Origin of the sequence: Streptomyces sp. NBC_00247, from assembly GCF_036188265.1 — a bacterium.
Taxonomy (GTDB): Bacteria; Actinomycetota; Actinomycetes; order Streptomycetales; family Streptomycetaceae; genus Streptomyces.
Genome location: NZ_CP108093.1, coordinates 2,992,428 through 3,016,429, shown reverse-complemented (window position 1 = coordinate 3,016,429; position 24,002 = coordinate 2,992,428). Strand labels below are relative to the sequence as shown.

At 75.6% G+C, this 24,002-nt stretch carries 16 protein-coding genes; all 16 read left to right on the top strand.

Annotation, left to right across the window (positions count from 1 at the left end; genetic code table 11):
• The first annotated feature begins 120 nt into the window (after positions 1–120).
• A complete protein-coding gene (gene lanKC, locus OHT52_RS12705; RefSeq protein WP_328720257.1) occupies positions 121–2,712 on the top strand; it encodes a class III lanthionine synthetase LanKC in 2,592 nt (863 codons plus the stop codon).
• Between the two features lie 57 nt (positions 2,713–2,769).
• The gene (locus OHT52_RS12700; protein WP_266707230.1) at positions 2,770–2,904 is read left to right on the top strand and encodes a hypothetical protein; all 135 of its coding nucleotides are present in this window, start codon (positions 2,770–2,772) and stop codon (positions 2,902–2,904) included.
• A gap of 383 nt (positions 2,905–3,287) precedes the next feature.
• On the top strand, positions 3,288–6,365 hold the full coding sequence (locus OHT52_RS12695) for a type 2 lanthipeptide synthetase LanM family protein (RefSeq protein WP_328720256.1): 3,078 nt from the start codon (positions 3,288–3,290) through the stop codon (positions 6,363–6,365).
• The gene (locus OHT52_RS12690; protein ID WP_328720255.1) at positions 6,362–6,541 is read left to right on the top strand and encodes a hypothetical protein; all 180 of its coding nucleotides are present in this window, start codon (positions 6,362–6,364) and stop codon (positions 6,539–6,541) included. The genes OHT52_RS12695 and OHT52_RS12690 overlap by 4 nt, the downstream gene beginning before the upstream one ends.
• 55 nt (positions 6,542–6,596) lie before the next feature.
• Positions 6,597–9,602, top strand: coding sequence for a helix-turn-helix transcriptional regulator (locus OHT52_RS12685; RefSeq protein WP_328720254.1), 3,006 nt, complete (start codon positions 6,597–6,599; stop codon positions 9,600–9,602).
• Between the two features lie 279 nt (positions 9,603–9,881).
• Positions 9,882–10,019, top strand: coding sequence for a hypothetical protein (locus OHT52_RS12680; RefSeq protein ID WP_328720253.1), 138 nt, complete (start codon positions 9,882–9,884; stop codon positions 10,017–10,019).
• A gap of 156 nt (positions 10,020–10,175) precedes the next feature.
• The gene (locus OHT52_RS12675; RefSeq protein WP_328720252.1) at positions 10,176–10,313 is read left to right on the top strand and encodes a hypothetical protein; all 138 of its coding nucleotides are present in this window, start codon (positions 10,176–10,178) and stop codon (positions 10,311–10,313) included.
• A gap of 186 nt (positions 10,314–10,499) precedes the next feature.
• Positions 10,500–13,193, top strand: a complete 2,694-nt coding sequence (locus OHT52_RS12670) for a class III lanthionine synthetase LanKC N-terminal domain-containing protein (protein WP_328720251.1) — start codon at positions 10,500–10,502, stop codon at positions 13,191–13,193.
• A gap of 129 nt (positions 13,194–13,322) precedes the next feature.
• Entirely contained in the window at positions 13,323–14,642 is a 1,320-nt protein-coding gene (locus OHT52_RS12665) for an MFS transporter (protein WP_328720250.1), read from the top strand.
• 327 nt (positions 14,643–14,969) lie between these two features.
• The gene (locus tag OHT52_RS12660) at positions 14,970–17,081 is read left to right on the top strand and encodes an AfsR/SARP family transcriptional regulator (RefSeq protein WP_328720249.1); all 2,112 of its coding nucleotides are present in this window, start codon (positions 14,970–14,972) and stop codon (positions 17,079–17,081) included.
• Complete coding sequence (locus OHT52_RS12655) at positions 17,063–18,148, top strand: radical SAM protein (protein WP_328720248.1); 1,086 nt, start codon at positions 17,063–17,065, stop codon at positions 18,146–18,148. Before OHT52_RS12660 ends, OHT52_RS12655 begins: the two co-directional genes overlap by 19 nt.
• Before the next feature lie 71 nt (positions 18,149–18,219).
• Positions 18,220–18,873 (top strand): iron-containing redox enzyme family protein, encoded by a 654-nt coding sequence (locus tag OHT52_RS12650; RefSeq protein WP_443046787.1) that lies wholly within the window; start codon positions 18,220–18,222, stop codon positions 18,871–18,873.
• Positions 18,870–19,070, top strand: a complete 201-nt coding sequence (locus OHT52_RS12645) for an aroma-sacti cluster domain-containing protein (RefSeq protein ID WP_328720246.1) — start codon at positions 18,870–18,872, stop codon at positions 19,068–19,070. The genes OHT52_RS12650 and OHT52_RS12645 overlap by 4 nt, the downstream gene beginning before the upstream one ends.
• A 74-nt stretch (positions 19,071–19,144) precedes the next feature.
• Positions 19,145–22,504 (top strand): adenylate/guanylate cyclase domain-containing protein, encoded by a 3,360-nt coding sequence (locus OHT52_RS12640; RefSeq protein ID WP_328720245.1) that lies wholly within the window; start codon positions 19,145–19,147, stop codon positions 22,502–22,504.
• A complete protein-coding gene (locus OHT52_RS12635) occupies positions 22,501–23,358 on the top strand; it encodes a S8 family peptidase (RefSeq protein ID WP_328720244.1) in 858 nt (285 codons plus the stop codon). The genes OHT52_RS12640 and OHT52_RS12635 overlap by 4 nt, the downstream gene beginning before the upstream one ends.
• Positions 23,358–23,939: a GAF domain-containing protein gene (locus tag OHT52_RS12630; RefSeq protein ID WP_328720243.1), complete on the top strand. Its 582-nt coding sequence runs from the start codon at positions 23,358–23,360 to the stop codon at positions 23,937–23,939. The genes OHT52_RS12635 and OHT52_RS12630 overlap by 1 nt, the downstream gene beginning before the upstream one ends.
• Positions 23,940–24,002 lie beyond the last annotated feature (63 nt).

Genomic DNA, 24,002 nt, shown 5'->3' with positions numbered 1-24,002 from the left:
CGTCGCCGCCGCCGCAAGCCCCCCGAACGGGTGGCTGCGGGTGGGCGGGACATCTGGTTAGCGTCTGCTCCCGGCGCCGGGGCCGTGTCCCCGGGGATCGGGACCGGTGGAGGAGCGACGATGCAGGCCTTCTGGTTGACGCTGGCGGACAAGGAGTTCTACCTCCCGCTGGACCGGGTCTCGGACGTGGGCGAGACCTACGCTCCGAGCGGGATTCCCGACGGATGGTCGGGGACGGTCGACGGGACGTGGACCTACTGGCGGCCGGCCGACCCGGTGCTCGTGGACGAGGGCTGGAAGGTCCATGTGTCCACCAGGCCCGAACGGTTGAGGTTCACGCTCGACACGGTGGCGGCGGTCTGCTTCGACGAGGGACTGGTCTTCAAGCACCTCTCCGCGCGGCTGTTCTACGAGGTGTTCCACCACAAGCACGTCGACCGGGCGCAGGCCGGCAAGTTCATCGCGATCTATCCGCCCGAAGTGACCACCGCCCGGCGGCTGATGGAGCGACTGGCGGCCGAGTTGAAGGGCGAGACCGGTCCGTACGTCCTCACCGACCGCCGCTACGCCGACAGCGGTGTCGTGCAGTACCGGTACGGAGCCCACCGCAGCCGCTCCCGGCTCCAACCGGACGGCACCACGCTCCAGTTGGTGCGCGACGGACAGGGCAGGGACGTACCGGACGTGCGGTCCGCCCAGTTCGTCCTGCCGGCCGGTGTCGAGGACCCGTTCGCCACTCCCGAGCCGCCCCACACCGGACCGATCCTGCTGAACGGGCGGTACGAGGTCACCGGGGTGATCCGGCACAGCAACGGCGGCGGCACCTATCGGGCCACCGACACCCGCACCGGCCGCACGGTGTTCGTCAAGGAAGCCCGCGCGCACAACGGCTTCATGGGCGACGGAACCGACTCCCGCCGCCGGCTCCGCCACGAGTGGGAGATCCTGGAGCGGGTGCACTCCCTGGCACCCGGGCTCTGTCCCGAGCCGCTGGACCGCTTCACCGAGTGGGAACACGATTTCCTGGTGACCGAGTTCGTCGAGGGAGCCGGCTTCGTCCAGTGGGTCGCCGCCCACACGGTGATGGGGCGGTTCGACGTGGACGCCGCCCGGCACGCCGAGTACCTCGCCCGGGTGGACCGCGTGCTGGCGAGCCTGCGCGCCGCCATCGACCGGCTGCACGGGATCGGGCTGCGCTTCGGCGACCTGAGCCACGGCAATGTGGTCGTCCTCGACGACCTGGACGTGCGCCTGATCGACTTCGAGACCGCCAACCCGCTCGACGAGAAGCCGAGCGCGCTCGGCACCCCGGGCTACAAACCGACTCCCGCCCAGGTGGCGGCCGGTGTGGAGGACGACGAGTACGGATTCTCCGGGCTGGCGCAGTTCGCCCTCTTCCCGCTGACCCAGCAACTGGCACGCGACCCGGTGGGCCGTACCGAGCTCTACCGCCGGGACCTCGAACACGTCGTCCCCGTCCCCGCCGAACTGTGGCGCACCGTGACCCGCTTCCACCCCGGCACCGCCGCCGGGGCTCCGGCCCCCGTGCACGACCTGCCTTCGGCGACCGCTCTGGACGCGGACCCGGAGAGGGAACTGGAGCGGCTGCGGGCCGGACTCACCGCGGGTCTGCTGGCCATGGCGAGGCCGGACGGCCGGGACTGGGTGTTCCCGCCGCCGCCGCGTGGCTATGCCGTGAACACCCACTGCCTGGAGCACGGGACGGCCGGGGTGCTCCACGCCCTGCTGCGGTCCGGCGCCGGCGTTCCGGACGAGCTGGTGGCCAGATTCCGCCGGGACGCGCTGAAGAACGCCGCCGTGCTGGCACCCGGACTCCAGAACGGTACGGCGGGGATCGCCTGGGTGCTGGCCGAACTGGGCCTCGGCGACGAGGCGGGGGAGGTGCTCGACACCGCCCCGGGCCACCCGCTCAGCCTCGCCTCGGCCGGACTGGCCCACGGTGCGGCCGGCATCGGGCTCGCCCACGTCGCGCTCCACGAGCGCCTCGGCGGTGACCGCCGGCTGGCCTTCGCCGCCGGGATCGCGGACGCCTTCGTCGCCGAGGACCCCCGTCGGCTGCTGTCCGGCGCCGGGGCTCCCGGGCTCGCGTCCGGGCTCGCCGGGACGGCCTTGTTCCTGCGGACCATCGGTGCGTACACCGGCGAGCAGCGCTACCTGAGGGGTGCGGTCGCCCTCATGCACGCCGAGCTCGACCGGGGCGCCGACGGTGGTGCGGACGGGCTGGTGTTCCGGGACACCACGCAGAGCCGGATACTGCCCTACCTGGCGGAAGGCTCCGCGGGTGTGGCGCTGGCGCTCACCCGGCTGGCCGCCACGACCGGCGACGAGCGGTGCGTGCGGACCTTGCCGCAGGTCGTGGCCATGTGCCGGCTCACCTGCACCGTCGACCCCGGCCTGCACGCGGGCCTCGCCGGCCCGGTGTACGCGCTGGCCGAGTACGCCGAGTACGCGGAACGTGCGGAGCCGGCCGGGCACGTCGGCGGGCCCAGGGAGCGGGCGACGGCGCTGCGCGTCGCCACCGGGCTCGCCAAGTACGCGATCCGGCACCCCGACGGGCTGCGGGTGCTCGGCGCCGCGGAGGAACGGTTCCACGCCGACCTGGGATCCGGCAGCGCGGGTGTGCTGCTGGCCCTCGCCCGGGTGCTCGACGGGCCCGGTGCGCCGCTGCTCCCCGAGCCGGGCACCCCCTGAGACTTCCGGCGGCCGGAACAGCCGGCCGACCGGGAACACATAGGAGGAGGAAGCACCATGAACGCGATATTGGCCCTGCAGGGACTTGAGGAGACCGCGGTGGACACCGAGGCGCTCGGATACACGAACCGGGGCAGCTGGATCAGCGTCTTCGGCAGCTGCTTCACCATCGAGATCGAGACGACTCTCTGATCACGCCGGCCGGTCCGGCTGGTCCGGCTGGTCCGGCTGGTCCGGTCGGTCACGCCCGGCCGGGCGCTCCGGTGTGAACGGCCCGGGCGGCACGCGGAATCCGTGCGAAACGGTACCCCGCGTGCCGCCCGCGGCACCGGGAGAGGACATGGGGCGCCGGGGGAGGAAGTGGTGAGCCGCGTGGCTGGGACTGGTCGCGGAAGTGGCGCCGTCCGCCCGGAGGGCGGGTCCGGTGGTGTTTGGTGCGTGCGAACGCGCGACGGAGGGTCGCGCCGGCACCGGACGCGTCGGGACGATCCCGACGGCGCGGCGAGCGTGCGTGTGGGGCGTCGCCGGACAGGCGGGGCGGCAGCCCTCGGGCGCGCCGGAACGAGCGGGTGGGCATGAGGGGCCGGGGTGTCCCCGCTGCGACCGTCCACGCCGCGGCGGTGTTCCCCGACGGCTGGTGGCTGCGGGCCGTCGCCCCCGTCGACCGGACCGCCGGTGGGCGCCCGGAGTGGGCCCGCCACGTCGAAGAGGCCGTGGCACGGGACGAGCCGCTGGTACTGCCGGACGGTGAACTGCCGGGCCTCACCGGATTTGCCGCGCTGATGGGGACGTTCGCACGGCACGCGGCACGACTGCTGCCCGAGCACGAGCGGGTCGCCGCCTCCGTACGGGCACGGTGGACCGATGACCTGGCCGGCCGGCTGGCCGGGACGGCCGCCCGCACCCTCGTCCTGGAACTGCACGCGGCAGGCGCCGACGGGCGGGCCGAAGGAGACACGCCGGGGCTCCGCTTCCGGTCGTTCCTCCGGCGATCGTCCCCGCCGAGCGCGTGGGTGGGGCTGTTCGTGCGGTATCCGGTGCTGGGCAGGCTGGTCGGGCAGGTCTGCCTGTACGCCGCCGCGGCGTTCTCCGAGCTCCTGGAGCGGTTCGCCGCCGATCGTCCGCTGATCGTGGCGGGGCTGCTGCGCGGCGTCGATCCCGGTGAACTGGTCTCCGTACGCGGCTTCTTGGGCGACGGGCACCGGCAGGGCCGGGGCGTGGCGGTACTGCGCTTCGCGACGGGCCGCCAGGTGGTCCACAAGCCGAGGCCGCTCGCGGTGGACCGGCACTGCGCCGGCCTTCTGGGCTGGTTCAACGCCCGGTCGGGGCTGCCGGATCTGCGCGTCCCCACCGTCGTCGAGCGACCCGGCCACGGCTGGGCGGAGTTCGTCGCAGCGGAGGAGTGCCGTAACCCCGCGGACGTCGAGCGCTTCTACCTGCGGCTGGGCGGGTTGCTCGCCCTGGCGCACGCGGTGGGCGCCACCGACCTCCACCACGAGAACCTCGTCGCCCGCCGGGACGAGCCCGTCCTCGTGGACGTCGAAACGCTCTTCCACCCGCCGGAGCCGTCGGCCGGCCCGAGGGACCCGGCCGAAGCGGCCCTGGAGGCCTCGGTCCACCGCACCGGACTGCTGCCCCAGCTGTGGATCGGCGACGAGGACGTCCGGGACGTCTCGGGGGTGGGCGGCGACCCCGGCGGGCAGGCGCCGTCGGACGGCGTGGGGTGGGCCGGTTCGGGCACCGACACGATGCGGCTCGTCCGTGTGAGGAGACCGCTCGCCGGGGGCGAGAACCGGCCACGCCTGGGCGCGGCGGTCGCCGATCCGGCGGAGCACCTGGAGGCGCTGCTGGCCGGATTCCGCGCCGGATACCGGACCTTGGTGGCGCACCGCGACGAACTGCTGCTCCCGGGCGGGCCGTTGGCCCGTTGCGCGGAGGACGAGGTGCGGGTCGTGGCGCGGGCCACCCAGGTGTACGCGACGCTGCTGGACGAGTCGACCCATCCCGACCTGCTGCGCGGCTGGGAGGAACGCGACCGGGTGCTGGGTGCGCTGCGCGACGGCGAGGAGTGGCCGACGGCCCGGCCGGAACTCGTCGAGGACGAGATCGCGGACCTGTGGAACGGCGACGTACCGCTGTTCACCGCGCGTCCGGGCCGCGCCGACCTGTGGACGGCGAGCGGCCGGCACGTGCCGGGCGCCCTCGGCGGGCCGGGGCTCGACGCGGTCACGGACCGGATCCGGGCGATGGGCCCGCACGACCTCGCGCGGCAGGAGTGGATCGTCCGCGCGGCCATGGCGGGACGGTCGCGTGCGGAGGCGCACGGCGGCCGGGCCCGGCCGCCCCTGCCGCGCGGGGTCCGCCGGACCGCACCGGGGCGCTGCGGTCCGCCGCACCGGCCGGGCACCTGGTCCCGGCCGGACCCCGGGCGGCTTCTCGACGCGGCCCGGACCGTCGGGGACCGGCTCCTCGTGGACGCGTACCGGGGGGCCGGGGCCGTCAACTGGCTGGGCCTGGAGCTGCTGGGCGACCGGTACTGGCGCCTCCAGCCGCTCGGCGCGGACCTGGGGAGCGGCTGGACCGGGGTGGCGCTGTTCCTCGCCCGGCTCTCCGCCCTCACCGGGCAGGACCGGTACGCCGAGGGGGCCCGGGAGGCGCTCCGGCCGCTGCCCGGTCTGCTGGCCGCGCTGGCCGGCCGCCCGGACGAGCTGGGGCACGTGGGGTCCGGCGGGTTCGCCGGGCTCGGCGGCATCGCGTACGCGGTCGCCTCGGTGGCGGAGTGCCTGGACGACACGGAGATCCGCGGGCTGGTCGAGCCGGTGGTGGCCCTCGCCCGGTGCGCCGTGGAACGCGAGGAGGAGTACGGCGTGGTGGGCGGCACGGCCGGCGGGCTGGCCGCACTGCTGGCGGTGGACCGGATGACGGGTTCGGCCGCGGCACGACGGGCCGCGGCCCTCGCCGCCGAGCGGCTGCTCGACGCGCCGCCGCCCGGCCGCGCGGGCTTCGCCGACGGCCGGGCCGGGGTCGGCTGGGCGCTGCTGCGGTACGCGCGGGCCGGCGGGGAGGCGCGGTACGGGCGGGCCGGGGCGGCGGTGTTGCGGACGGCGGCGTCGCGTACCGCGGCGGACGGTCGTGCCGGTGGCCCGACGGGCTGGTGCCGGGGTGCGCCCGGGGTGGCCCTGGCGGTGGCCGACACCGGGGCGGCCACCGCCGACACGGTGCTCGCGGCGCGGCTCGCGAGCGCGGTACGGGCCGCGCACCGCCGTGGACCGCTGCCCGCGCACGGGCTGTGCCACGGCGAACCCGGCGCACTGGAGCTGCTGTTCCACCCCGCCGCCGCCCCCACAGCGCCATGGCGGCCGACCGGTGCGCACACGGCGGCCGGGGCCGGGGCCGGGGCGCGGCGGGCCGCGGCGGTCCTGGCGGCGGTCGAGCGCGGTGCGCTCCGGTACGGGACTCCGGGCGGAACGGTCGTCCCCGGGCTGCTCCACGGGCTCGCCGGGACGGGCTACACCCTGCTGCGGCTGGGCTTCGCCGCGCGGGTTCCCTCGGTCCTGCTGCTGCGGGCACCGGATGACGGACCACCGGCCGGGGCGGGCGTCCTGCCCGCCGCACGGGCCGGAACCTTCGAAGAGGAACGGAGTACGCGATGAACGCGACGGAGAGCGCCCGCGTCCGGGAGACCACGGCGGCACGGCGGGACAGCGGCGTGGGCCACCCCGCCGACCGTGTGCGGCTCGGCGGCGGTGGCGGGCTGAGCCGCCGGGCCGACCTTCTTTCGGGCGCGGGCCCACGCAACCCCACCACCCTCACGCAGACCTGTCGTTGAGGCCCCGGACCGTTCTTCCCGGACCGTGTGCCCCCACCCGACCGGAGGTTGCGCCATGCGTGTCACGTCCCCCGTCACCGTCGGGCGGTCCGGCGAGCTGACCGTCGTCGACGAGGCCCTCGCACGACTACGGGCGTCCCGGGGCGGCACCGTGTTCGTGCTGGGCGAGGCGGGCATCGGCAAGTCCCGGCTGGCCCGGGAGGGAGCCGACCGGGCGGCCGCACTCGGTGTGCGCGTACTGCGGGGGCGCGGCAGCGCGACGGGGCTCACCGGGCCGCTCCGCCCGCTCGCGGAGGCCCTCGCCTCGTACTCCCGGGTCGGCGGGCTGCCCGCCGACCCGGAGCTGGAGCCCTACCGCCCCGCGCTCGCACGGGTGGTCCCCGAGTGGCGGCGGGCGGAGGCGGCCTACCCGGAGACCATGGTCGAGTTCGCCGAGGCGCTGCTGCGCCTGCTGGCCGTTCTCGGCAGGGAGCACGGCTGCCTGTTGGTGCTGGAGGACCTCCACGAGGCGGACCACGAGACCCTGGCGGTCGTCGACTACCTGGTCGGCAACCTGGCCGCGCTGCCGGTGCTGATCGTCGCCACCTCGCGTCCCGGGTCGGGTGCGGCGCTCGACCTCGTCGGTGAGGCGGGGCGCGGCCGGACGGCGGACGTGCTGACGCTGCGCCCGCTGGACGCCCCGGGAGTACGGGCGGTCGCCGCGGGATGCCTGGGGGTCGAGGAGGACCGGGTGCCGGCCGCCGTGGTGGACCGGCTGACCGGGGACGGCGGCGGAAACCCGTACCTGGTCGAGGAGTTGCTCGCCGCGATGGTGGAGGCGGGTGCGGTGCGGGTGGCTCCGGACGGCGTGGTGGCGGCGGGCGACCTGGCGACCGGTGTGCCGGGATCGGTCGTGCAGAGCCACGCCCAGCGGCTGGGCCGTCTCGACCCGGTGGTGGGCCACCTCCTGCTGACCGCCGCGTGTCTGGGGCCGAGGTTCTCCGTCGCCACCCTGCGCATGGCCCTCGGGGTGAGCGAACAGCATCTGTTCGCCCGCCTGCGGGCAGCCGCCCGCGCCGGTTTCGTCGTACCGGTCGGCCAAGGGGCCGACGGTTACGCCTTCCGGCACCGGCTGACGGCCGAGGCGCTGCTCGCCGTGCCGACCCCGCCCGAACACGCTGCCCTGGCCCGACGTACGGCCACCGCCCTGGAGAACGCCGATCCGCTGCTGACGGAGGACAGGTGCGGACTGGTCGCGGAGCTGTGGACCGCGGCCGGGGAGCGCGGGCGTGCCTCCGCCGCCTACGCGGAGGCGGGCCGCCGGGCCGAGGCCGGCGGGGCCTGGGCGTCCGCCGTCGCCCTGTTCGAGCGGGCGGCCGAGCTCGCTCCGGCACCGGACCGGCCGCCCGTCGTCGAGCGCCTCGCGCAGGCCCTCGCCGGGGCCGGGGAGCTGGAGCGGGCCTTCGAGCTCGCCGAGACCCTGGGCATGGCCGGTCCGGGGGCGCTGGACGCCGGCCGCCGGGCCGATCTGCACCTCCGGCTCGCCTGGGACGCCGTACTGGCCGAGCGCGGCGCGGACGCGCGCCGCCAACTGGCGGCGGCGCGGGCGCTGATGCCGCGGGCCGGTGAGCCCGGTGAGCCCGGTGAGCCCGATGACGGGATGTCCGGGCAGGGCGCGGCTCTCGCCGTGGTCGAGGGGCACCTCGCTCTGCTGCCCGGGTCCCCGGGCCACGGGACGCCGGACCCCGCCACCCGTACCGAGGAGGCCGAGCGTACGACGCGCCGGGCCGCCGAGGTCGCTGAGCGGGCATCACTGCCGGTGGTGGCGTGCCAGGCCTGGCACCTGCTCGCGCTGCTGGGCCGCGAACGCGGCTTCGACCACGCCGACGCCTGCCTGGAACGGATGCTGGCCGTCGCCGAGCGGCACTCCCTGCCGCTGTGGCGGGTCGGGGCTCTCGTCCGTCTGGGCGTCAACGCGTTCATGCGTACCGGGAGTTCGGCCCGGCTGGAGGCGGCGCGGCGGACCGCGCGGGCGCTCGGGGCGATCGTGCTGACCCAGGACACCGAGGGGATGCTCGCCATGCACGCGGTGCTGCGGGGCGAGTACGAGGAGGCCCGGGAGGCGGTGGACCGCTCGCTCGGGGCGACCGCGCGGCTGCACAACCTCTCCACCCACCGCTATCTCCTGCTGACCTCGGCGACGCTCGCCGCCCACCGGGGGAACCGCGCCGCGATGGACCAGGAACTGGAACGGTTCCACCGGGCCGGCGGGGCGGACTCCTTCCTCACCCCGGTCGCCCTCGGCCTGTGCCGGGCCTTCTGCGCGCTGATGGAGGAGGACCGTCCTGCCGCGACGGCGGAACTGGCGGCCGTCGCGGCGTGGGAGGCGGCCCAGCCCCAGGTGTTCTACCTGTCGGGCAGCCACGGGCTGGGGCCGCTCCTCGACGTGCTCGCCGACCGGACCGACCGGACCGACCGAACCGACCGGACCGACAGGGCTGGTTGGGCGGCCCTCCGGGAGCACACCGGGGCGCCCGCGGCGGAACTCGCCTGGAACCAGCAGTTCCTGCTGCTGGCCGAGGCGGTGCTGCTGGGGCGCGACGGCCGGGCGGGCGAGGCCGCGGCCGTCCTCGCGACGGTCCGGGACACCTGTTCGGCGCTCTTCCCCGCCGCCCACCACCTCGGGATGCGGCTGGTGGCCGAAGCCGCGCTGGACGACGGCTGGGGCGATCCGGTGGTGTGGCTGCGGGCCGCCGAGGAGTACTTCCACACGGCGGGCGTCACCGCGGTGGCGGGGGCCTGCCGGGCCCTGCTGCGCAGGTCGGGCGCGGGGGTGCGGCAGCGGCGGGCAGGCCGCGACCGGATTCCGGCCGCCGTACGCGAACTCGGCGTGACCCCGAGGGAGTACGAGGTCCTGGCCCTGCTGGCGTCCGGGCGCCCGAGCAACCCGGAGATCGCGCGCCGTCTCTCCATATCGCCGCGCACGGTGGAGAAACACATCGCCGGGCTGGTCCGGAAGACGGGGCGCACCGACCGGTCCGCGCTCCGTGCGCTGGCCGGGCTGCTGATCCGGGAGCCGTAGAGCGTGTTGCGAACGTCCCGTCCGTCCGGCGACGCCCGGCACGCACGCGCGCCGCTCCGGACGGGCCGAGGCCCCCGCCGGCCGGGCGACCGCACCCGTGTGCTTTCCGGGACTGCGGTGACCAGCGGGGATACCGATCGGGCACCGCGTGTAGTCCGATCCCGGACCGGCCGCTCCTAGCGTTCTGTCCATCGGCGAAGGGCTCACGCTCGGGCCGGGGCCGCCCGCGAGGGCGAGCGCACCACTCCACCGTTCCGTACATCGATCAAGGAGACGATCATGGCTGACGACATCGAGCCCACCGGTACCGACGAGACCGTTCTCCCGCTGCAGGAGCTGGCCGGCGGCGAGGAGGAAGACGTCCTGGCGCACGCCAGCTCGGTGAGCCTCGCGGCCTGCGCGATCCAGGCCAACTGATCCTTCCGGCTTCGGCCGGTACCCGGGTCTCCCGCCGTGTCCGGCTTCGGCCGGGCACGGCGGAGGGCGTGGCGGCGGATGCCTTCCGGGGCGACCGCAAGAGCGGGCCCCAGCCGCCCCGGCACGCATCCGTGGCACCCCGACGAGGAGACGATCGTGGCTGACGACATCGAGCCCACCGGTACCGACGAGACCGTTCTCCCGCTGCAGGAGCTCGGCGGCGACGAGGAGGACGACGTGCTGGCGCACGGCAGCACCACGAGCGCCGTGAGCTGCGCGTACGAGCAGATCTGAGCCGTACCCGGGTCTCCCGCCGTGGCCGGCCCGGGTCGGCCACGGCGGGGACGTACCCGGGCGGGCGAGCCCGCCGCGGGGCCGCCGCCATCCGCCCACGGCGTTTTGGGCCGTGTCCGTACCGCGGAAGCGCCCCGCCCGTACCGGGCGGAGCCGCGGGAAGAGAAGGGTAGACAAGGGGAGAGCATGCATCAGCCGCTCGCGTTCGCCGTCGCCGATCCGGAGTTCTACGCGCCGCTGGAGTCGGCGGCCGACCGGGGCGAGGTCTACCGCCCCGATCCGGTCCCGTCGCACTGGCGGAGCGTCGAGTCGGCGGTGTGGACCATGTGGTTCCGCAAGAAGCTGGAAGGCGTCGAGGACGGCTGGAAGGTCCACGTCTCCGCGAAGCCGGACCGCCTCGGGGCGGTGCTCGACACCGTCGCCGCGATCTGCTTCGAGCAGGACGTTCCGTTCAAGCACCTGTCGTGCCGGCTCTTCTACCAGTGGGCGCACCACAAGCACGCCCCCCGGCCGCAGAGCGGCAAGTTCATCGCCGCGTACCCGTCCGACGCGGCCTCGGCACGGCGGCTGATGGAGGCCCTGCGCGAGGCGCTGGCCGACGAGGACGGGCCGTTCATACTCACCGACCGGCGCTACGGCGACTCCCGGACCGTCCACTACCGCTACGGCGCCTTCGTGTCGCGCTCGCGCGTGCGGGCCGACGGCACCCACGTGCTGCTCGCCAGGGACGGTGACGGCGCCCTGGTGGAGGACATGCGGGGGACCTCGTTCCGGCCGCCGGAGGGCGTCTCGGACCCGTTCCGGGCGCCGGCGAGGACTCCGGCCGCCCCACCCGCGCAGGCCACCGGGAAGTCCCCGGCCACGACGGCCGCGGCGAGCCCCGCGAAACCGGCCGAGGGCCGCGCGACGCAGGGCAAGGGCCCCGCGAAACCGGTGACGATGCGCGGCTTCGTCTTCGAGGCGGCGGTGCGGCACAGCAACGCCGGAGGCGCGTACCGGGGTTACGAAGCGGCCACCGGGCGCCCCGTGTTCATCAAGGAGGCCCGGGCGCACACGGCCGTCGAGGACGACGGCCGCGAGTCCCGGTCGCGGCTGCGCGCCGAGTGGGAGACCCTGCGGGCGCTCCACGGGCTGGCCCCCGGGCTGGCACCCGAACCGCTGGCCCACTTCACGGCGTGGGAACACGACTTCCTGGTCACGGAGTTCATCGAGGGCAGACCGATGAACAGCTGGACGGCCGTCACCAGCCCGCTGATCCGGGCCGACGCGACCGGACAGGACGTCACCGCTTACTTCGAGCGCTGCCGCACGCTGATCGAAGGGGTCGAGCGGACCCTCGACCGGCTGCACTCCTGCGGCTACCTCTTCGTCGACATCAGCCCCGGAAACGTCCTCGTCGACGACGACGACCGGGTCCGGCTGGTCGACTTCGAGGCCGCCCAACGACCGGGCGAGGACTTCACCTTCATGGGGACACCCGGCTACGCACCCCCGGCCGCCATGGTCGCGCAGGACCCGTCGGTCTGCGACGACTACGGCGTCTGCGCACTCGCACAGCTGCTCGTGGCGCCGTTCCACCACGTGGTGGCCCGCAACCCGGAGGCGCTGGACCACCTCAGGTACGGCATCGAGCGGACCGGCCCGGTGCCGGAGGACCTGTGGCGGCGCCTCACGAAGTACCGCACGCCGAAAGGCGAGGGGCCGCTGCCCGGACCCCGGGAAGTGGCGGCCGACCCGCCGGCGCACCTGGCCGCGCTGCGCGACTCGGTGGCCGACGCGCTGGTGGCGATGGCGGACCCGGAACATCCGGATCGGGTCTTCCCCACCATCGCGGACGGGTACCGGACCAACACCCTGTGCGTGGCGTACGGCACGGCGGGCGTCGTCCACGCCCTGCACCGGGCCGGCCGGCCGCTGCCCGCAGGGGTGCTGGAGCGGCTGCGGCGAGAAGCCCTGGAGACGGCCGGCGACCTCGCCCCCGGGCTGTACGCCGGGGTGGCCGGCATCGCCGCGGTACTGGCCGGCCAAGGGCTGGTGGACGAGGCGCGGGACATCCTCGCGGTCGCGGACCGCCACCCGCTGGCGGCGGAGAGCGCGACCGTGTTCGGCGGCTCCGCCGGTCTGGCCATGGGCCACCTGGCGCTCTACGGCCACACCCGCGACGAGCACCACGTGGAGCGGGCGCTCGCGCTGGCCCGCGCCCTGCCGGACGACGGGGCGCTCACGGCCCGGCTGGGCCGGGACGAGGCGAACGGCCTGGCCCACGGGCCGTCCGGAGTCGCCCTGATGCTGCAGCAGCTGGCCTCGGTCTGCGGTGACCGGACGCTCCTGAAGCGCGGGCTGCACCTGCTGCACCTGGAGCTGGACCGGGAGACCGCCCCGGAGGAGGCGGGCATGACCTTCCCCGTCTCCGCGGTGGACCGCCGTGCCATGCCGTACCTCTACTGCGGGTCGGCGGGGATGCTGCACGTGGCCTCCCGCTACCTGGCGGTGACCGAGGACGAGCGGCTGGCCGCGGCGATGCCCCGGCTCCTGCCGGTGATGGACGTCACCTACACCGTCATGCCGGGACTCTTCCAGGGCCTGTCGGGTCTGGGGTTCGCGCTCGCCGACCACGCGGCGGTCACCGGCTCGGCCGAGAGCCGGGCGACGGCGGTGCGGACGGCGCGGAAGCTGTTCGGCTACGCCGTGCCGCACGCCACCGGGACCCGCTTCCCCGGCGACCAACTGCTGCGCCTCAGCGCGGACCTGTGGAGCGGCTCCGCCGGTGTGCTGCTCTTCCTGACCGAGCTGCTGACGCCCCGCCCGGATGCCCTGTTCACCGTCGACTCCCTTTCCGAGGCGGCACCGCCCACGGGGCGGGGGCCCGCAGCCGGGTAGTGCCGCCGCCCTCCTCCGGGCGGGGCCCCTGTCCCGGTCCGCGTCCGACGGGGACGGCCGGACACGGCTGGGCGGCCCCGCCCGGAGGGAGTGCGAAGAGATCCCCTTCTCCCCTCCTTGGAGTGCCGAATGTCAGTGCGGCGTGACGTCAACCTCTACTGGTGCGGGCAGACCGCCACGGCGTTCGGGACGGTGTTCACCGCCATCGCCCTGCCGGTCGTGGCCCTGACGGATCTCGGGGCCACCGCCGGCCAGGTCGGCCTGATCAGCGCGGCGTCGACGGTGCCGGGCATCGTGCTCGGTCTGCTCGCCGGGGTGCTGGCGGACCGGATCGTCCACCCGCGCCGGGCGATGATGCTGCTGGACCTGCTGTCGGCCGCCGCGGTCGGTGGGGTGGCCCTGGGCCTGCGGCACGGGGTGGCGTCGATCGGCTGGCTGATGGCCCTCGGGCTCGTGCAGGGATTCCTCGCGGTCCTGCTCAGCTCCCTCTACTTCGTGCATCTGCGCCAACTGGTGGGCGCGGAGGCGATCGGGCCGGCCCGGGCCCGGCTCCAGGCCGGTCAGTTCGGCGCCGCTCTGGTCGGCCGGATCCTGGCCGGCCCGGTGATCGCCCTGTTCGGCAGTGCGGCGGCGCTCGGCACGGACGCCGCGAGTTACCTCCTGAGCGCGCTGGCCCTGGTGTCCATGCGGTCGTCGGACCGGACGGACGGACAGCCCGGGACGGGGAAGCGGGGAGAGGGCCTCCGGGGCGCCGCGGCCGGGCTGCGGTTCTTCGCCGGCCACCCGTTCCACCGCGCCCTGCTGCTGTTCCTGGTGGCCCCGGCTGCCGCGCTGGCCGGGGCGGCGACCCTGACCGGTCCGTTCCTGCTGCGCACGGTGCACGTCCCGGTCGGTGTGTACGGGCTGGCGTTCGTGCTGGCGGGTGTCATGGGGCTGACCGGGTCGGCCATCGCCGGGCGGCTGCTGGGCCCGGGGCGCGACGCCCGTACGACGGTACTGGCGGGCTTCGCCGGGGCGTTGCTGACGTCGGCGCTGCTGCCGGTGGCGGCGGGGCCGCTGCCGGTCGCCGTGTTCTGCGCCGCCCTGGGGATCGGCCTGCCCGTGCTCTTCGGCGCGGTGGCCAACGTGGCCCTGGTGTCGGTGCTGGCCACGGACGTCGAGGAGTCGATGATGGGCCGCGCGATGGCGGGCCTCCAGGTCATCACCTCGTCGACGGTGCTGGTCGGTGCGCTGGCCGGAGGGTTCCTGGGCGATCTGTTCGGAGTCCGTACGGCCCTGTGGGTGCTGACCGGCACGGCGCTGCTCGTCGTCGGCCTGGTCGGACCGGCGGCGGTGCGCGCCGCCCGCGACCTGCACGAGGCGGAGGCGGACGAGGCGGCCGAGGGTGAGGCGGACGGTGCCCGCGGTGGGGCGGGCGGGGCCCCGACCGGGCCCACGGCGGCCGTCTGAGGCGAGCCGTACGAGACCTGTCCGGATGACCCGGAGCCCGGTGCGCGGTCGGCGTACCGGGCTCACCTACGTGAGGTGGGCGGCGGCGCACAAAAATGGGGGCGGCACACCGATGCGTGCCGCCGGGGGCGCGACCACGATGGCCATGGCGACGAACCCGCCGCACCGCCCTCCACCGCACCGCCGGTACCGCCCGCACCGCACTGCCCGCACCGCGCCGCCCTCCACCGCACCGCGCCGGTACCGCCCCACCGCATCGCGTCGCCCCCCCGCCCGACATCGCCCCCACCGCCCGACGCGCGCCCCCGACGCCGAAGGAATGCCCGCATGTCCGTGCCCATGCCTGTGTCCGACGTCGACTCCCCCCGTCCCGTGCTGTTCTCGCTGCTCGGCCCGCTCACCGTCACGAGCGGAGAGCGGACCCTGGCGCTCGGCCCGCTGAAGCAACGGGCGGTCCTGGCCATGCTGCTGTGCCACGCCAACACCCCCGTCTCCGTGGACTGCCTGGCCGACACCGTCTGGCCCGCCGACGCCCCCCGGACCGCCCGCAAGAACCTCCAGAAGTACGTGTGGGCGCTCCGGCGCCTGCTGTGCGAGGCCGGTCTGCCCGGCCGGCTCGACCTGGCCCCCGGCGGCTATCTGCTGCGGGTGCGGGAGGAGGAGGTCGACACCCTGAGGTTCCGGGCGCTGACCGCCGCGGGGCGCGAGGCCGCCCGCGGCGGCCGGCCGGACACCGCGGTGGAGCTGCTGCGCCGGGCGCTCGACCTGTGGCAGGGAGCGCCCCTGACGGAGCTGTCGGACTCCGAGCCGCTGACCACCGAGGCCGACCGGCTGACCGACCGCTACCTCTCCGCGTACGAGACCTGGGCCGAACTCGCCTCGGCGCAGGGCCGCGACGCCGAGGTCGCCGAGGCGGTCGCCGACGTCGTCGAGGAGCACCCGCTCCGGGAACGGCTGCGGGCCGTGCAGATGATCGCGCTGCACCGGGCCGGGCGCCAGAGCGAGGCGCTCGCCGTCTACGGGTCGCTGCGGCAGCTGCTCGCCCGCGAGCTGGGACTCGCGCCCAGCGCGGTCATGGAGGAGGCGTACCGGGCGGTGCTGGCCAAAACCCCCGGCGACTCCGTCCGCTCCGCGCCGACCGCTCCCGGCCGGGCGCCCGCACGGACCCTGCTGCCACCCGACACGTCCGACTGGACCGGACGCCGGGAGCAGCTGGCTGAGCTGCGTGACGCGGTGCGGCAGAAGAACGGCCAGGTCAACGTACTCGTGGGGCCGGTAGGTACGGGCAAGAGCGCCCTGATGGTCCATCTGGCGCACTCGCTGCGCGAGGACTTCCCCGACGGCCGGCTCCTCGTCGACCTCCGCCGGGCCGACGGCGCGAACCGCCGACTCGCCGACGTCCTCGGCGAGCTGGCCCGAGCAGCCCGGCTCGACCGTGTCACGGCGCTGCTGCCGGACCATCCGGCGCAGGCGGCGGCGGTGTGGCGGGACTGGCTGGCGGAGCACCGGGTGCTGCTGCTGCTGGAGAACGCCCCCGACGAGGCGGCCGTACGGCCGCTGCTGCCGGGCACCGGCGACGGTGCGGCCGTGATCGCCTCGCGGTCGTGGCTCGCGGGTCTGGCCGGTGCCCACCGGATCGTCGTGGAGCCGCTGACCGTCGAGGAGGCGATGGAACTGCTCGGCCGCATCGCGGGCCCGTCGCGCGTCCACGCCGACCGCGCCTCCGCCCGGCGGATCGTGGAGGCTTGCGGGCTCTCGCCGCTCGCCGTGCGGATCGGCGGTCAGCGGCTCGCCGTCCTGCGTCATCTGCCGCTGTCCGAGTACGCGGCCCGGCTGTCCGAGCCCGAGGCGGTGATGGACGAACTGTCGGTCGGGGACCTCGCCCTGCGCGACCGGCTGGCGGACGGCTGGCGGACCCTGACGGACCTCGGTAGATCCGTGCTGCTCCGCCTCGGACGGCTGCCGTTGGCCCGTCCCTTCACCCTCGACGAGGCCGCTTCGGCGCTCGACTGTCCGGATTCGGCGGCGCTGCGCGTACTGGAACAGCTCATCGGCACCGGGGCGCTGGTCTCCCCGTCGACCGAGGTCACCGCGCACGCGGCCCTGTACGAGCTGCCCCGGCTCGCGCACCTCTATCTGCGGGAGCTCGACGGCGGACGCGGTGAGTCGGCCGCCCCGTGGACGGCCGGCCCGCCGGTGACAGCGGCCCAAGCCCTCAACACGGCCCAATCCCTCAACACGGCCCGGACGCCCGACACGGCCCGGTCGCCCGACACGGCCCGGTCGCCCGCCGCCCTGGCCGTCGCCGACCCCGCCCGAGCTGCGGATATGCCAGTCGGAAACCACTGGGCAACCGGAACGGGACCGGCCGTTGCCAAGCTGCTCACGACCCCGTACGACCGAGCGGAAGGGGAGGACTCGTGGAACTGGGCGAGCTGATCGCACTGCGCCCCGTCCCGGCCGCCGGGCTCCTGCTGACGCTCACCCGTCGCTGCCCGCTGTCCTGCGCCCACTGCTCGACCTCCTCCACGGCGGCGGGCGAGCAGACCGCCGCGGACCTGCTGCGCGGCTTCGTCGCCTCCTTCACCGCGGCCAACGCCCCCCGGGTCGTGCTGCTCACCGGCGGCGAACCGTTGCTGCGCCCGGACCTCGCCGCCGGCATCGCCGAGCTGGCCCGCGCGGTGGGTACCCGTACCGCCCTGCTGAGCGGCATGTTCTTCGCCCGGGGCGGCGGGCGGGTGCCCGCGCGGATCATGCGGGCGATCACCGCGGCCGACCACTTCTCGGCCAGCCTCGACGTCCACCACGAACGCGAGGTGGCGCGCGCCGACGTGTTCGCCGCCGTACACCGCGTCCTCGACGCAGGGGTCCCCGCGAGCTTCCACCTGACCGGTACGGGACCCGACGACCCGTACCTGGTCGACGTGGTCGCCGCCGTCCGCGCCGAGTTCGCCGACCGGGTGCCGATGCTGGTGAACGACGTCCGGCCGGTCGGCCGCGCCGCGTCCTGGACCGGTGCCGCCGTCCGGCGGGACGGTACGGACGGCGGTGCGGCGGTGCCCTGTCCGATGGCGGCCTGGCCGACGGTGGCCTTCGACGGCACGGTCGTGGCCTGCTGCGGTCAGCGGACGGTGGACGCCCGTCCGGTACCCGCCCACCTGCTCCTCGGGCACCTGGCCGAGGACGACTGGGAGACGGTACGCGCCCGCTCCCTCGGCTCCCCGGTGCTGCGGATGCTCCGCGTCGTGGGCCCGGGACACCTCAGCGCCCGGTACGCGCCCGGAGCGCCCGACCTCGGACGGTGCGGTACCTGCCGGGCGCTCGCCGACCGGCCCGACGCGCTGGCGGGAGCCGCGCGGGACGGTTCCGGGCCGGTCGGCGAGCTCCTCGACCGGCACAGTGCGCACGCCCAACTCGCTTCGGGACCGGTCGAGTTCGTCCGCCGACACGGCACCCGTGCCTACGCCGGCCTGGTCTCCCCCGCTCCGGAAGGGGGCCGGCCGTGATCCTCTCCGTACCCGGCCCTGCGACCGGAGCCGAGCCCTCCGGCGCGACGGTCCCGCCCCCGGCCTCCGTCGTGCTGCGCACCCGGCTGGCGCTCGCGGAGCCCACCCTGCGGGCGGCCTGCGCGGCGCTGTGGCACCCCGACGGACTCCGGCCGCGCTACCTCCGCTACCTCGCCGCCATGCACGGGCTGATCCGGGCCTCCGTACCGCTCATGGAGTCGGCCGCCCGCCGCTGTGCGGAGACTCCCGGCGACCCGCTCGCCGAACGGCTGGGCCGCTACCTCGCCGCGCACGTCGAGGAGGAACGCGACCACGACGCCTGGCTCCTCGACGACCTGGCCGCCGCCGGCGGCGACGGGGCCGCGCTGCTGGCCGCACAGCCCCCGGCCGCCGTCGCCGAACTCGCCGGCGCCCAGTACTACTGGATCGAGCACCACCACCCGGTCGTCCTGCTCGGCTACATCCTCACCCTGGAGCACCACGCGCCCTCGCCCCTGCTGGCCCGACGGCTCGCACGGGACACCGGCCTGCCACCGGCGGCCTTCCGCACCGTGCACGAACACGCCGCACTCGACGGCGGCCACGCCGCCGACCTCGACGCCCTGCTCGACGCGCTGCCGCTGACCCCCGCGCAACTCACCGCGGTGGCCGTCGGCGCCCTCCACGCGGCGGACGGGATCACCCGTCTGTTCGTCAGGCTCACCGCACCCGGAGGCCAGCCATGACCGATCGGCAGCACGCCCTGCAACAGCTGCGGGAGGCCGGCTTCTCCCTCGACGCCTTCACCGAGGAGCAGCAGGAGGTCCTGGAGGAGCTCGGCCCGGACGAACTCTCCCTGCTCCTCGACATCAAGAGCCGGCTCGACGAGGCCGGGCCCGACGTGCAGGCCCACGCCGAGATCGCCGGCGGCGCCCTCTTCTGACCCGACCGGGAACGCGGTCGCGCCCCGCCGGGGCCGTCCCCCGCGTCCGACGATCTCGCCGAAGGTGGACCGGCATGCCCTGCACCTACTGCCGCCAGTCGCTGCCCTCCGGCGCCCGGTTCTGCCCGTCCTGCGGTACGCCGTGCGCCGAACCCCCGCAGGGCCCGGCGGACGCGCCGCAAGAGGGCCGCAAGGTGGTGACCGTGCTCTTCTGCGACATGGTCGGGTCCACCGCGCTCTCCGGCGCCCTCGACCCGGAGACCCTGCGCGGTGTGACCCTGCGCTACTTCGACCTCATGGGCCGCCAGATCGAGACCTACGGCGGCACGGTGGAGAAGTTCATCGGCGACGCCGTGATGGCCGTGTTCGGCGTACCGACGGTGCGGGAGGACGACGCGCGGCGGGCCCTGGCGGCCTCCCTGGGCATGCTGAAGGCCCTCGACGGGCTCAACGCCGACCTCGACGCCACTCTCGGGGTGCGCCTCGGTGTCCGTATCGGCATCAACACGGGCCGGGTCGTCGCGGGGGCCGACACCTCCGCGAGGCAGGCCCTCGTCTCCGGCGAGACCGTCAACATCGCCGCCCGGCTCGAACAGAACGCGGGCCCCGGCGAGGTGCTCGTCGGCCCGGACACCCTCCTCGCCGCCGGTCCCACCGTGCGGGCCGAGGAGGTCGGTCCCCTCGCGCTCAAGGGCAAGACGGACCGGGTCGTCGCCCACCGCCTGCTCGGTCTCGGTGAGGACGACCCGGAGTCGCTGCGCCGCTTCGATCTGCGCTTCGTCGGCCGGCAGCGTGAACTGGCCTCCCTGGACGAGGTGCTGGCCGACACGGCGGCGGGCGGCGGCGCCCGCCTGGTCACCGTCTCCGGCGAGGCGGGACAGGGCAAGACCCGGCTGGTCCGCGAGTGGCTGGAACACACCGCCCCCGCCCCCGCCCACGGCTACGGGCGCTGCCGGCCCTACGGCGGCCGGGGCAGCCTCGCCCCGCTCGCCGACGCCCTGGCCGACCTGCTCCCCGCGCACCACCACCCCCCGCACCCGGGCGCGCCGCCCTCCGCGACCGTCCCCGACGACACCGGTCCGCACCGCACACCCCGGGGCGGGAACCCCGACGATCCCTGCCCCTGCGCCCTGCACCGGGCGGCGGCCCCGGCACAACGCCCCGCCCTCTCCGAGGCCCTGGCCGTACTCGAAGGCGGCCTGCTCCTCGACGGCACGCCCAACCCCTCGGTGGACGAGACCTGCGGCGCCCTCCTGCGGGTGCTGACCGCACTCGCCGCCCCGCGACCGGTCGTCCTCGTCGTCGACGACTGCCAGTGGGCGGCCCCCCTGCTGCTGGAGGTCCTCGACCGGCTCGTCACCCGGCTCGGCGACGCCGCCGTACTCGTCGTCTGCCCGGCCCGCCCCGAAGCCGCCGAGACCTGGTGCGCCCCGCGGGGCACCGCGGTGACCCTCACCGGGCTGGCCCCGGAGGAGTGCGTACTCCTCGCCGCCGAACTCGTCGTCCGGGCCGACCGCCTCCCGGACGGTCCGGCCCTGCTCGAACGCACCGGCGGCAACCCGCTCCACCTGGAACACCTGCTCTCGGCCCTCGACGGGGACGGCGGCGAGGACGCCGGAAGCAGCGGGTTCGACAGCGGGGGCGGCCCGCGGGGGAGTGACGGCGACGGGCTCCGGCTGCCCGCCGAACTGCCCCCGACCGTGCAGGCGCTCCTCGGCGCCCGGGTCGACGCCCTGGGCCCCGTCGACCGCGGCGCCCTCGACCTCGCCGCCGTGCTGGGCCGCGAGTTCACCGTCCACGAGCTCACCGACCTCGCCGGCCGGGGAACGCCGGGCAGGCCCGCCCTGGACCCGCCCGCGCTCCGCCCCGCCCTGCTCGGGCTCGGTCGCCGCCGGCTGATCGAACCGAATCCGCCGCCGGCCGACCCCGCCTCGTACCGCTTCACCAGCGGGCTCGTCCAGGAGGTCGCCTACCAGTGCATGTCCAAGCGCACCCGCGCCGACCTGCACGCCGGCGCCGCCGCCCTCCCCTCGGTCCGTGCCGCCGGCCCCGCGGGCATCGGCGAACACCTCGAACTCGCCCACCGCTACCGGTGCGAACTCGGCATCACCGACGCGGAGACCGCGACGCTGCGGCGCGGCGCGGCCCGGGCGCTCGCCGAGGCGGGAGGCCGTGCCCTCGACCGCTCCGACCTCCTGCGCGCGGAGCACCTGCTCTCGCGCGCGCACGCCCTCAACCTGCCCGGGGAGCCCGCCACCGTGCCGACCGCCCGAAGGCTCGGCGAGGTCAACCTCGCCCTCGGCCGTACCGAGCGGGGCCGCGCCCTGCTCTCCACGGCGCTCGCCGCCCTCGACCACCCCGAGGAGAGCGCCTACGCGCGGCTCGCCCTCGCCGTGGACGCCGCCCCGGGCGCCGACGCCGTTCCGGACGCCGCGCGGGCGGTGCTGCCGGTCTTCGAGGCGTCCGCCGACGACCTCGGCCAGGCCCGCGCGTGCCTGCGGCTCGCCCAGCACTACCAGGGGCGAGGCCGCCACGGTGAGGCCGACCGGCTGCTGCTCCGCGCGCTCGGCCGGGCCGTCGGGGCCGACGCCGAACCCGAACGGGCCGCCGCCCTGGGCGCGATCGGCGTCTCCCTCTGGCGGGGTCCCGAGCCGGTGGAGTCCGCCGTGGGCCGGTGCCGTGCCCTCCTCGCCGAACACGGCCGGGGCCGGCGCACCGTACAGGTCACGCTCAACCTTCCGCTGGCCGTCCTCCTCGCCCTGCGGGACGAGCACGACGCGGCCCGCGAACACCTCGCGCTCGCCGGCCGGCTCGCCCACGAACTCGGCTTCGCCGAGGCCGGTGTCTTCCTCCCGCTCTTCGGCGCGGCGGTGCACTCGGCCGCCCGCGAGCACTCCGCCGCCCTCGGACTGCTCGGCGAGGCGGACCGGGCCGCCCGGGCCCTGGGGGCCCCGTCGCCGTTGCGCACCATCACCCTGGAGTCCGCACGGCTCCACCTGGACACCGGTGACGCCGAGGAGGCCCGCCGCGTCCTCGACGGCGACGCCGGGCAGGTGGTCGCGGCCGGTGGCCTCGACGCCGAGACCGCCGACCACGACGGGCTGCGGGCGCGCCTCGCGGCGGGCCGGGGCGACGCCGACCGCGCCCTGCGGCTCGCCGCGCGGTCCGCCCGGGCCGCGGACCGGACGGACTCCCCGCTCGTACGGGCCCAGGCCGCGCTGGACGAGGCCCACACGCTGCGGCTGCTCGGCCTCGGCCCGGAATCGGCGGCGGCCGCCGGCCGCGCGGGACGGTGGTTCGGTACGAAGGGGCACGCGCCCGGGGTCCGTTGGGCCGCCGCCCTGCTGCCGGCCGGCAGCACCGTACCCGGCGGCCCCCCGGCGCCCGGAACCGTACCGGAGCCGGACGTGAGCAGAAGGGAAGTCACCACATGACCGCCACCGCTCCCACGGCCGCCACCAGGCGCGGCGGGCTCACCTGGAGCCTGCGCGACAAGAGCCCCGAGGACATCGCCGTCACCGCGGACGGAGTGCTCGCGGGCCATCGGCAGGAGCCCCGCCAGGGCACCGGGCGCGGGGTCCGGGTGTGCGTGGTGGATTCCGGTGTCGAACCCGGCCATCCGATGATCGGCCCGCTCGGCGGCTCCTGGGTCGCCGTCCAGGGCGAGGACGGCATCGAGGTGCGGGCCACCGACACCGGCGACACCTGCGGCCACGGCACCGCCTGTGCCGGAATCATCCGCCGTACCGCACCCGACTGCGAGATCCACAGCGTCCGGGTGCTCGGCGAACGCTTCTCCGGAACCGGCGGCATCCTCCTCGCGGGTCTCCGGTGGGCCGTGGAACAGAACTTCGACGTGATCAACCTCAGCCTCTCGACCACGAAGGCCCGCTTCGCCGAGGAACTGCACGCGCTCGCGGACGCCGCCTACTTCGACCGCACCGTGATCGTCGCCTCCGCGCACAACTCGCCCGTGGAGAGCTTCCCCTGGCGGTTCGCCTCGGTGATCTCCGTCGGCAGCCACCAGGAGGACGACCCCGGACTGCACCTCTACAACCCCGACCCGCCCGTGGAGTTCTTCGCCCCGGGCCAGAACGTGGAGGTGCCCTGGCTCGGCGGCACCTCCATCCGCAGCACCGGCAACAGCTTCGCCACGCCCTACATCGCCGGGCTCTGCGCCCGGTTCCTCTCCGCGAACCCCCGCATGACGACCTTCCAGTTGAAGAACGCCCTCTACCTCTCCGCAGCCAACGTCCGTGTACCCGACCGCAGCCCCGAAGGTGCCTGATGTCCTCTGCCGCCGAGCCCGCCGCGCACTCCGCCCAGCCCGTCGCCCTCGAACTGCTCCAGTCGGTCGTCGACGTCGCGAGAGCCATCTTCGGCGCCCAGGCCAGCTCCGTCTTCCTCCTCGACGAGGAGACCAACGAGCTGGTGTTCCAGGCCGTCTCCGGCCAGGGTGAGGAGTTCCTCGTCGGACGCCGGTTCCCCGCCGACCGGGGGATCGCCGGATGGGTCGTCGTCTCCGGCGAGCCGATGATCGTCGACCGGCTCTCGCAGAACGCCGCGTTCGACCGTGACTTCGCCCGGTCGACCGCGTACGTGCCCGACGCGCTGATGGCCGTCCCCCTGCTGCGCGACCATCAGGTGCTGGGCGTCCTCGAAGTGCTCGACCCGTCCCCGCAGGCCCGGTCCAGCCTGGGCGAGCTCGACCTGCTGATGATGTTCGCCCGGCAGGCCGCGACGGCCCTGCGCCTGGTCACCCACCACCGGCCGGCCGCCGCCCTCGCGCTCGCCCCCGACGACCGCGCCACGGCGAACCGCCTTCTCAGCCAGCTCCACGAACTCCTCGGCCCGCCCGGTACGCCCTGACCACTGCCGGGGAGAGACGGCCTCCCGCGGTCGGTGCCGCCGCACGCCCGTCTCCCGTACCGG

Bases quoted from the DNA above. Each gene is read 5' to 3' on its own strand.
- lanKC (WP_328720257.1), top strand. From the start codon at position 121: ATGCAGGCCTTCTGGTTGACGCTGGCGGACAAGGAGTTCTACCTCCCG.
- OHT52_RS12700 (WP_266707230.1), top strand. From the start codon at position 2,770: ATGAACGCGATATTGGCCCTGCAGGGACTTGAGGAGACCGCGGTGGAC.
- OHT52_RS12695 (WP_328720256.1), top strand. From the start codon at position 3,288: ATGAGGGGCCGGGGTGTCCCCGCTGCGACCGTCCACGCCGCGGCGGTG.
- OHT52_RS12690 (WP_328720255.1), top strand. From the start codon at position 6,362: ATGAACGCGACGGAGAGCGCCCGCGTCCGGGAGACCACGGCGGCACGG.
- OHT52_RS12685 (WP_328720254.1), top strand. From the start codon at position 6,597: ATGCGTGTCACGTCCCCCGTCACCGTCGGGCGGTCCGGCGAGCTGACC.
- OHT52_RS12680 (WP_328720253.1), top strand. From the start codon at position 9,882: ATGGCTGACGACATCGAGCCCACCGGTACCGACGAGACCGTTCTCCCG.
- OHT52_RS12670 (WP_328720251.1), top strand. From the start codon at position 10,500: ATGCATCAGCCGCTCGCGTTCGCCGTCGCCGATCCGGAGTTCTACGCG.
- OHT52_RS12665 (WP_328720250.1), top strand. From the start codon at position 13,323: ATGTCAGTGCGGCGTGACGTCAACCTCTACTGGTGCGGGCAGACCGCC.
- OHT52_RS12660 (WP_328720249.1), top strand. From the start codon at position 14,970: ATGTCCGTGCCCATGCCTGTGTCCGACGTCGACTCCCCCCGTCCCGTG.
- OHT52_RS12645 (WP_328720246.1), top strand. From the start codon at position 18,870: ATGACCGATCGGCAGCACGCCCTGCAACAGCTGCGGGAGGCCGGCTTC.
- OHT52_RS12640 (WP_328720245.1), top strand. From the start codon at position 19,145: ATGCCCTGCACCTACTGCCGCCAGTCGCTGCCCTCCGGCGCCCGGTTC.
- OHT52_RS12635 (WP_328720244.1), top strand. From the start codon at position 22,501: ATGACCGCCACCGCTCCCACGGCCGCCACCAGGCGCGGCGGGCTCACC.
- OHT52_RS12630 (WP_328720243.1), top strand. From the start codon at position 23,358: ATGTCCTCTGCCGCCGAGCCCGCCGCGCACTCCGCCCAGCCCGTCGCC.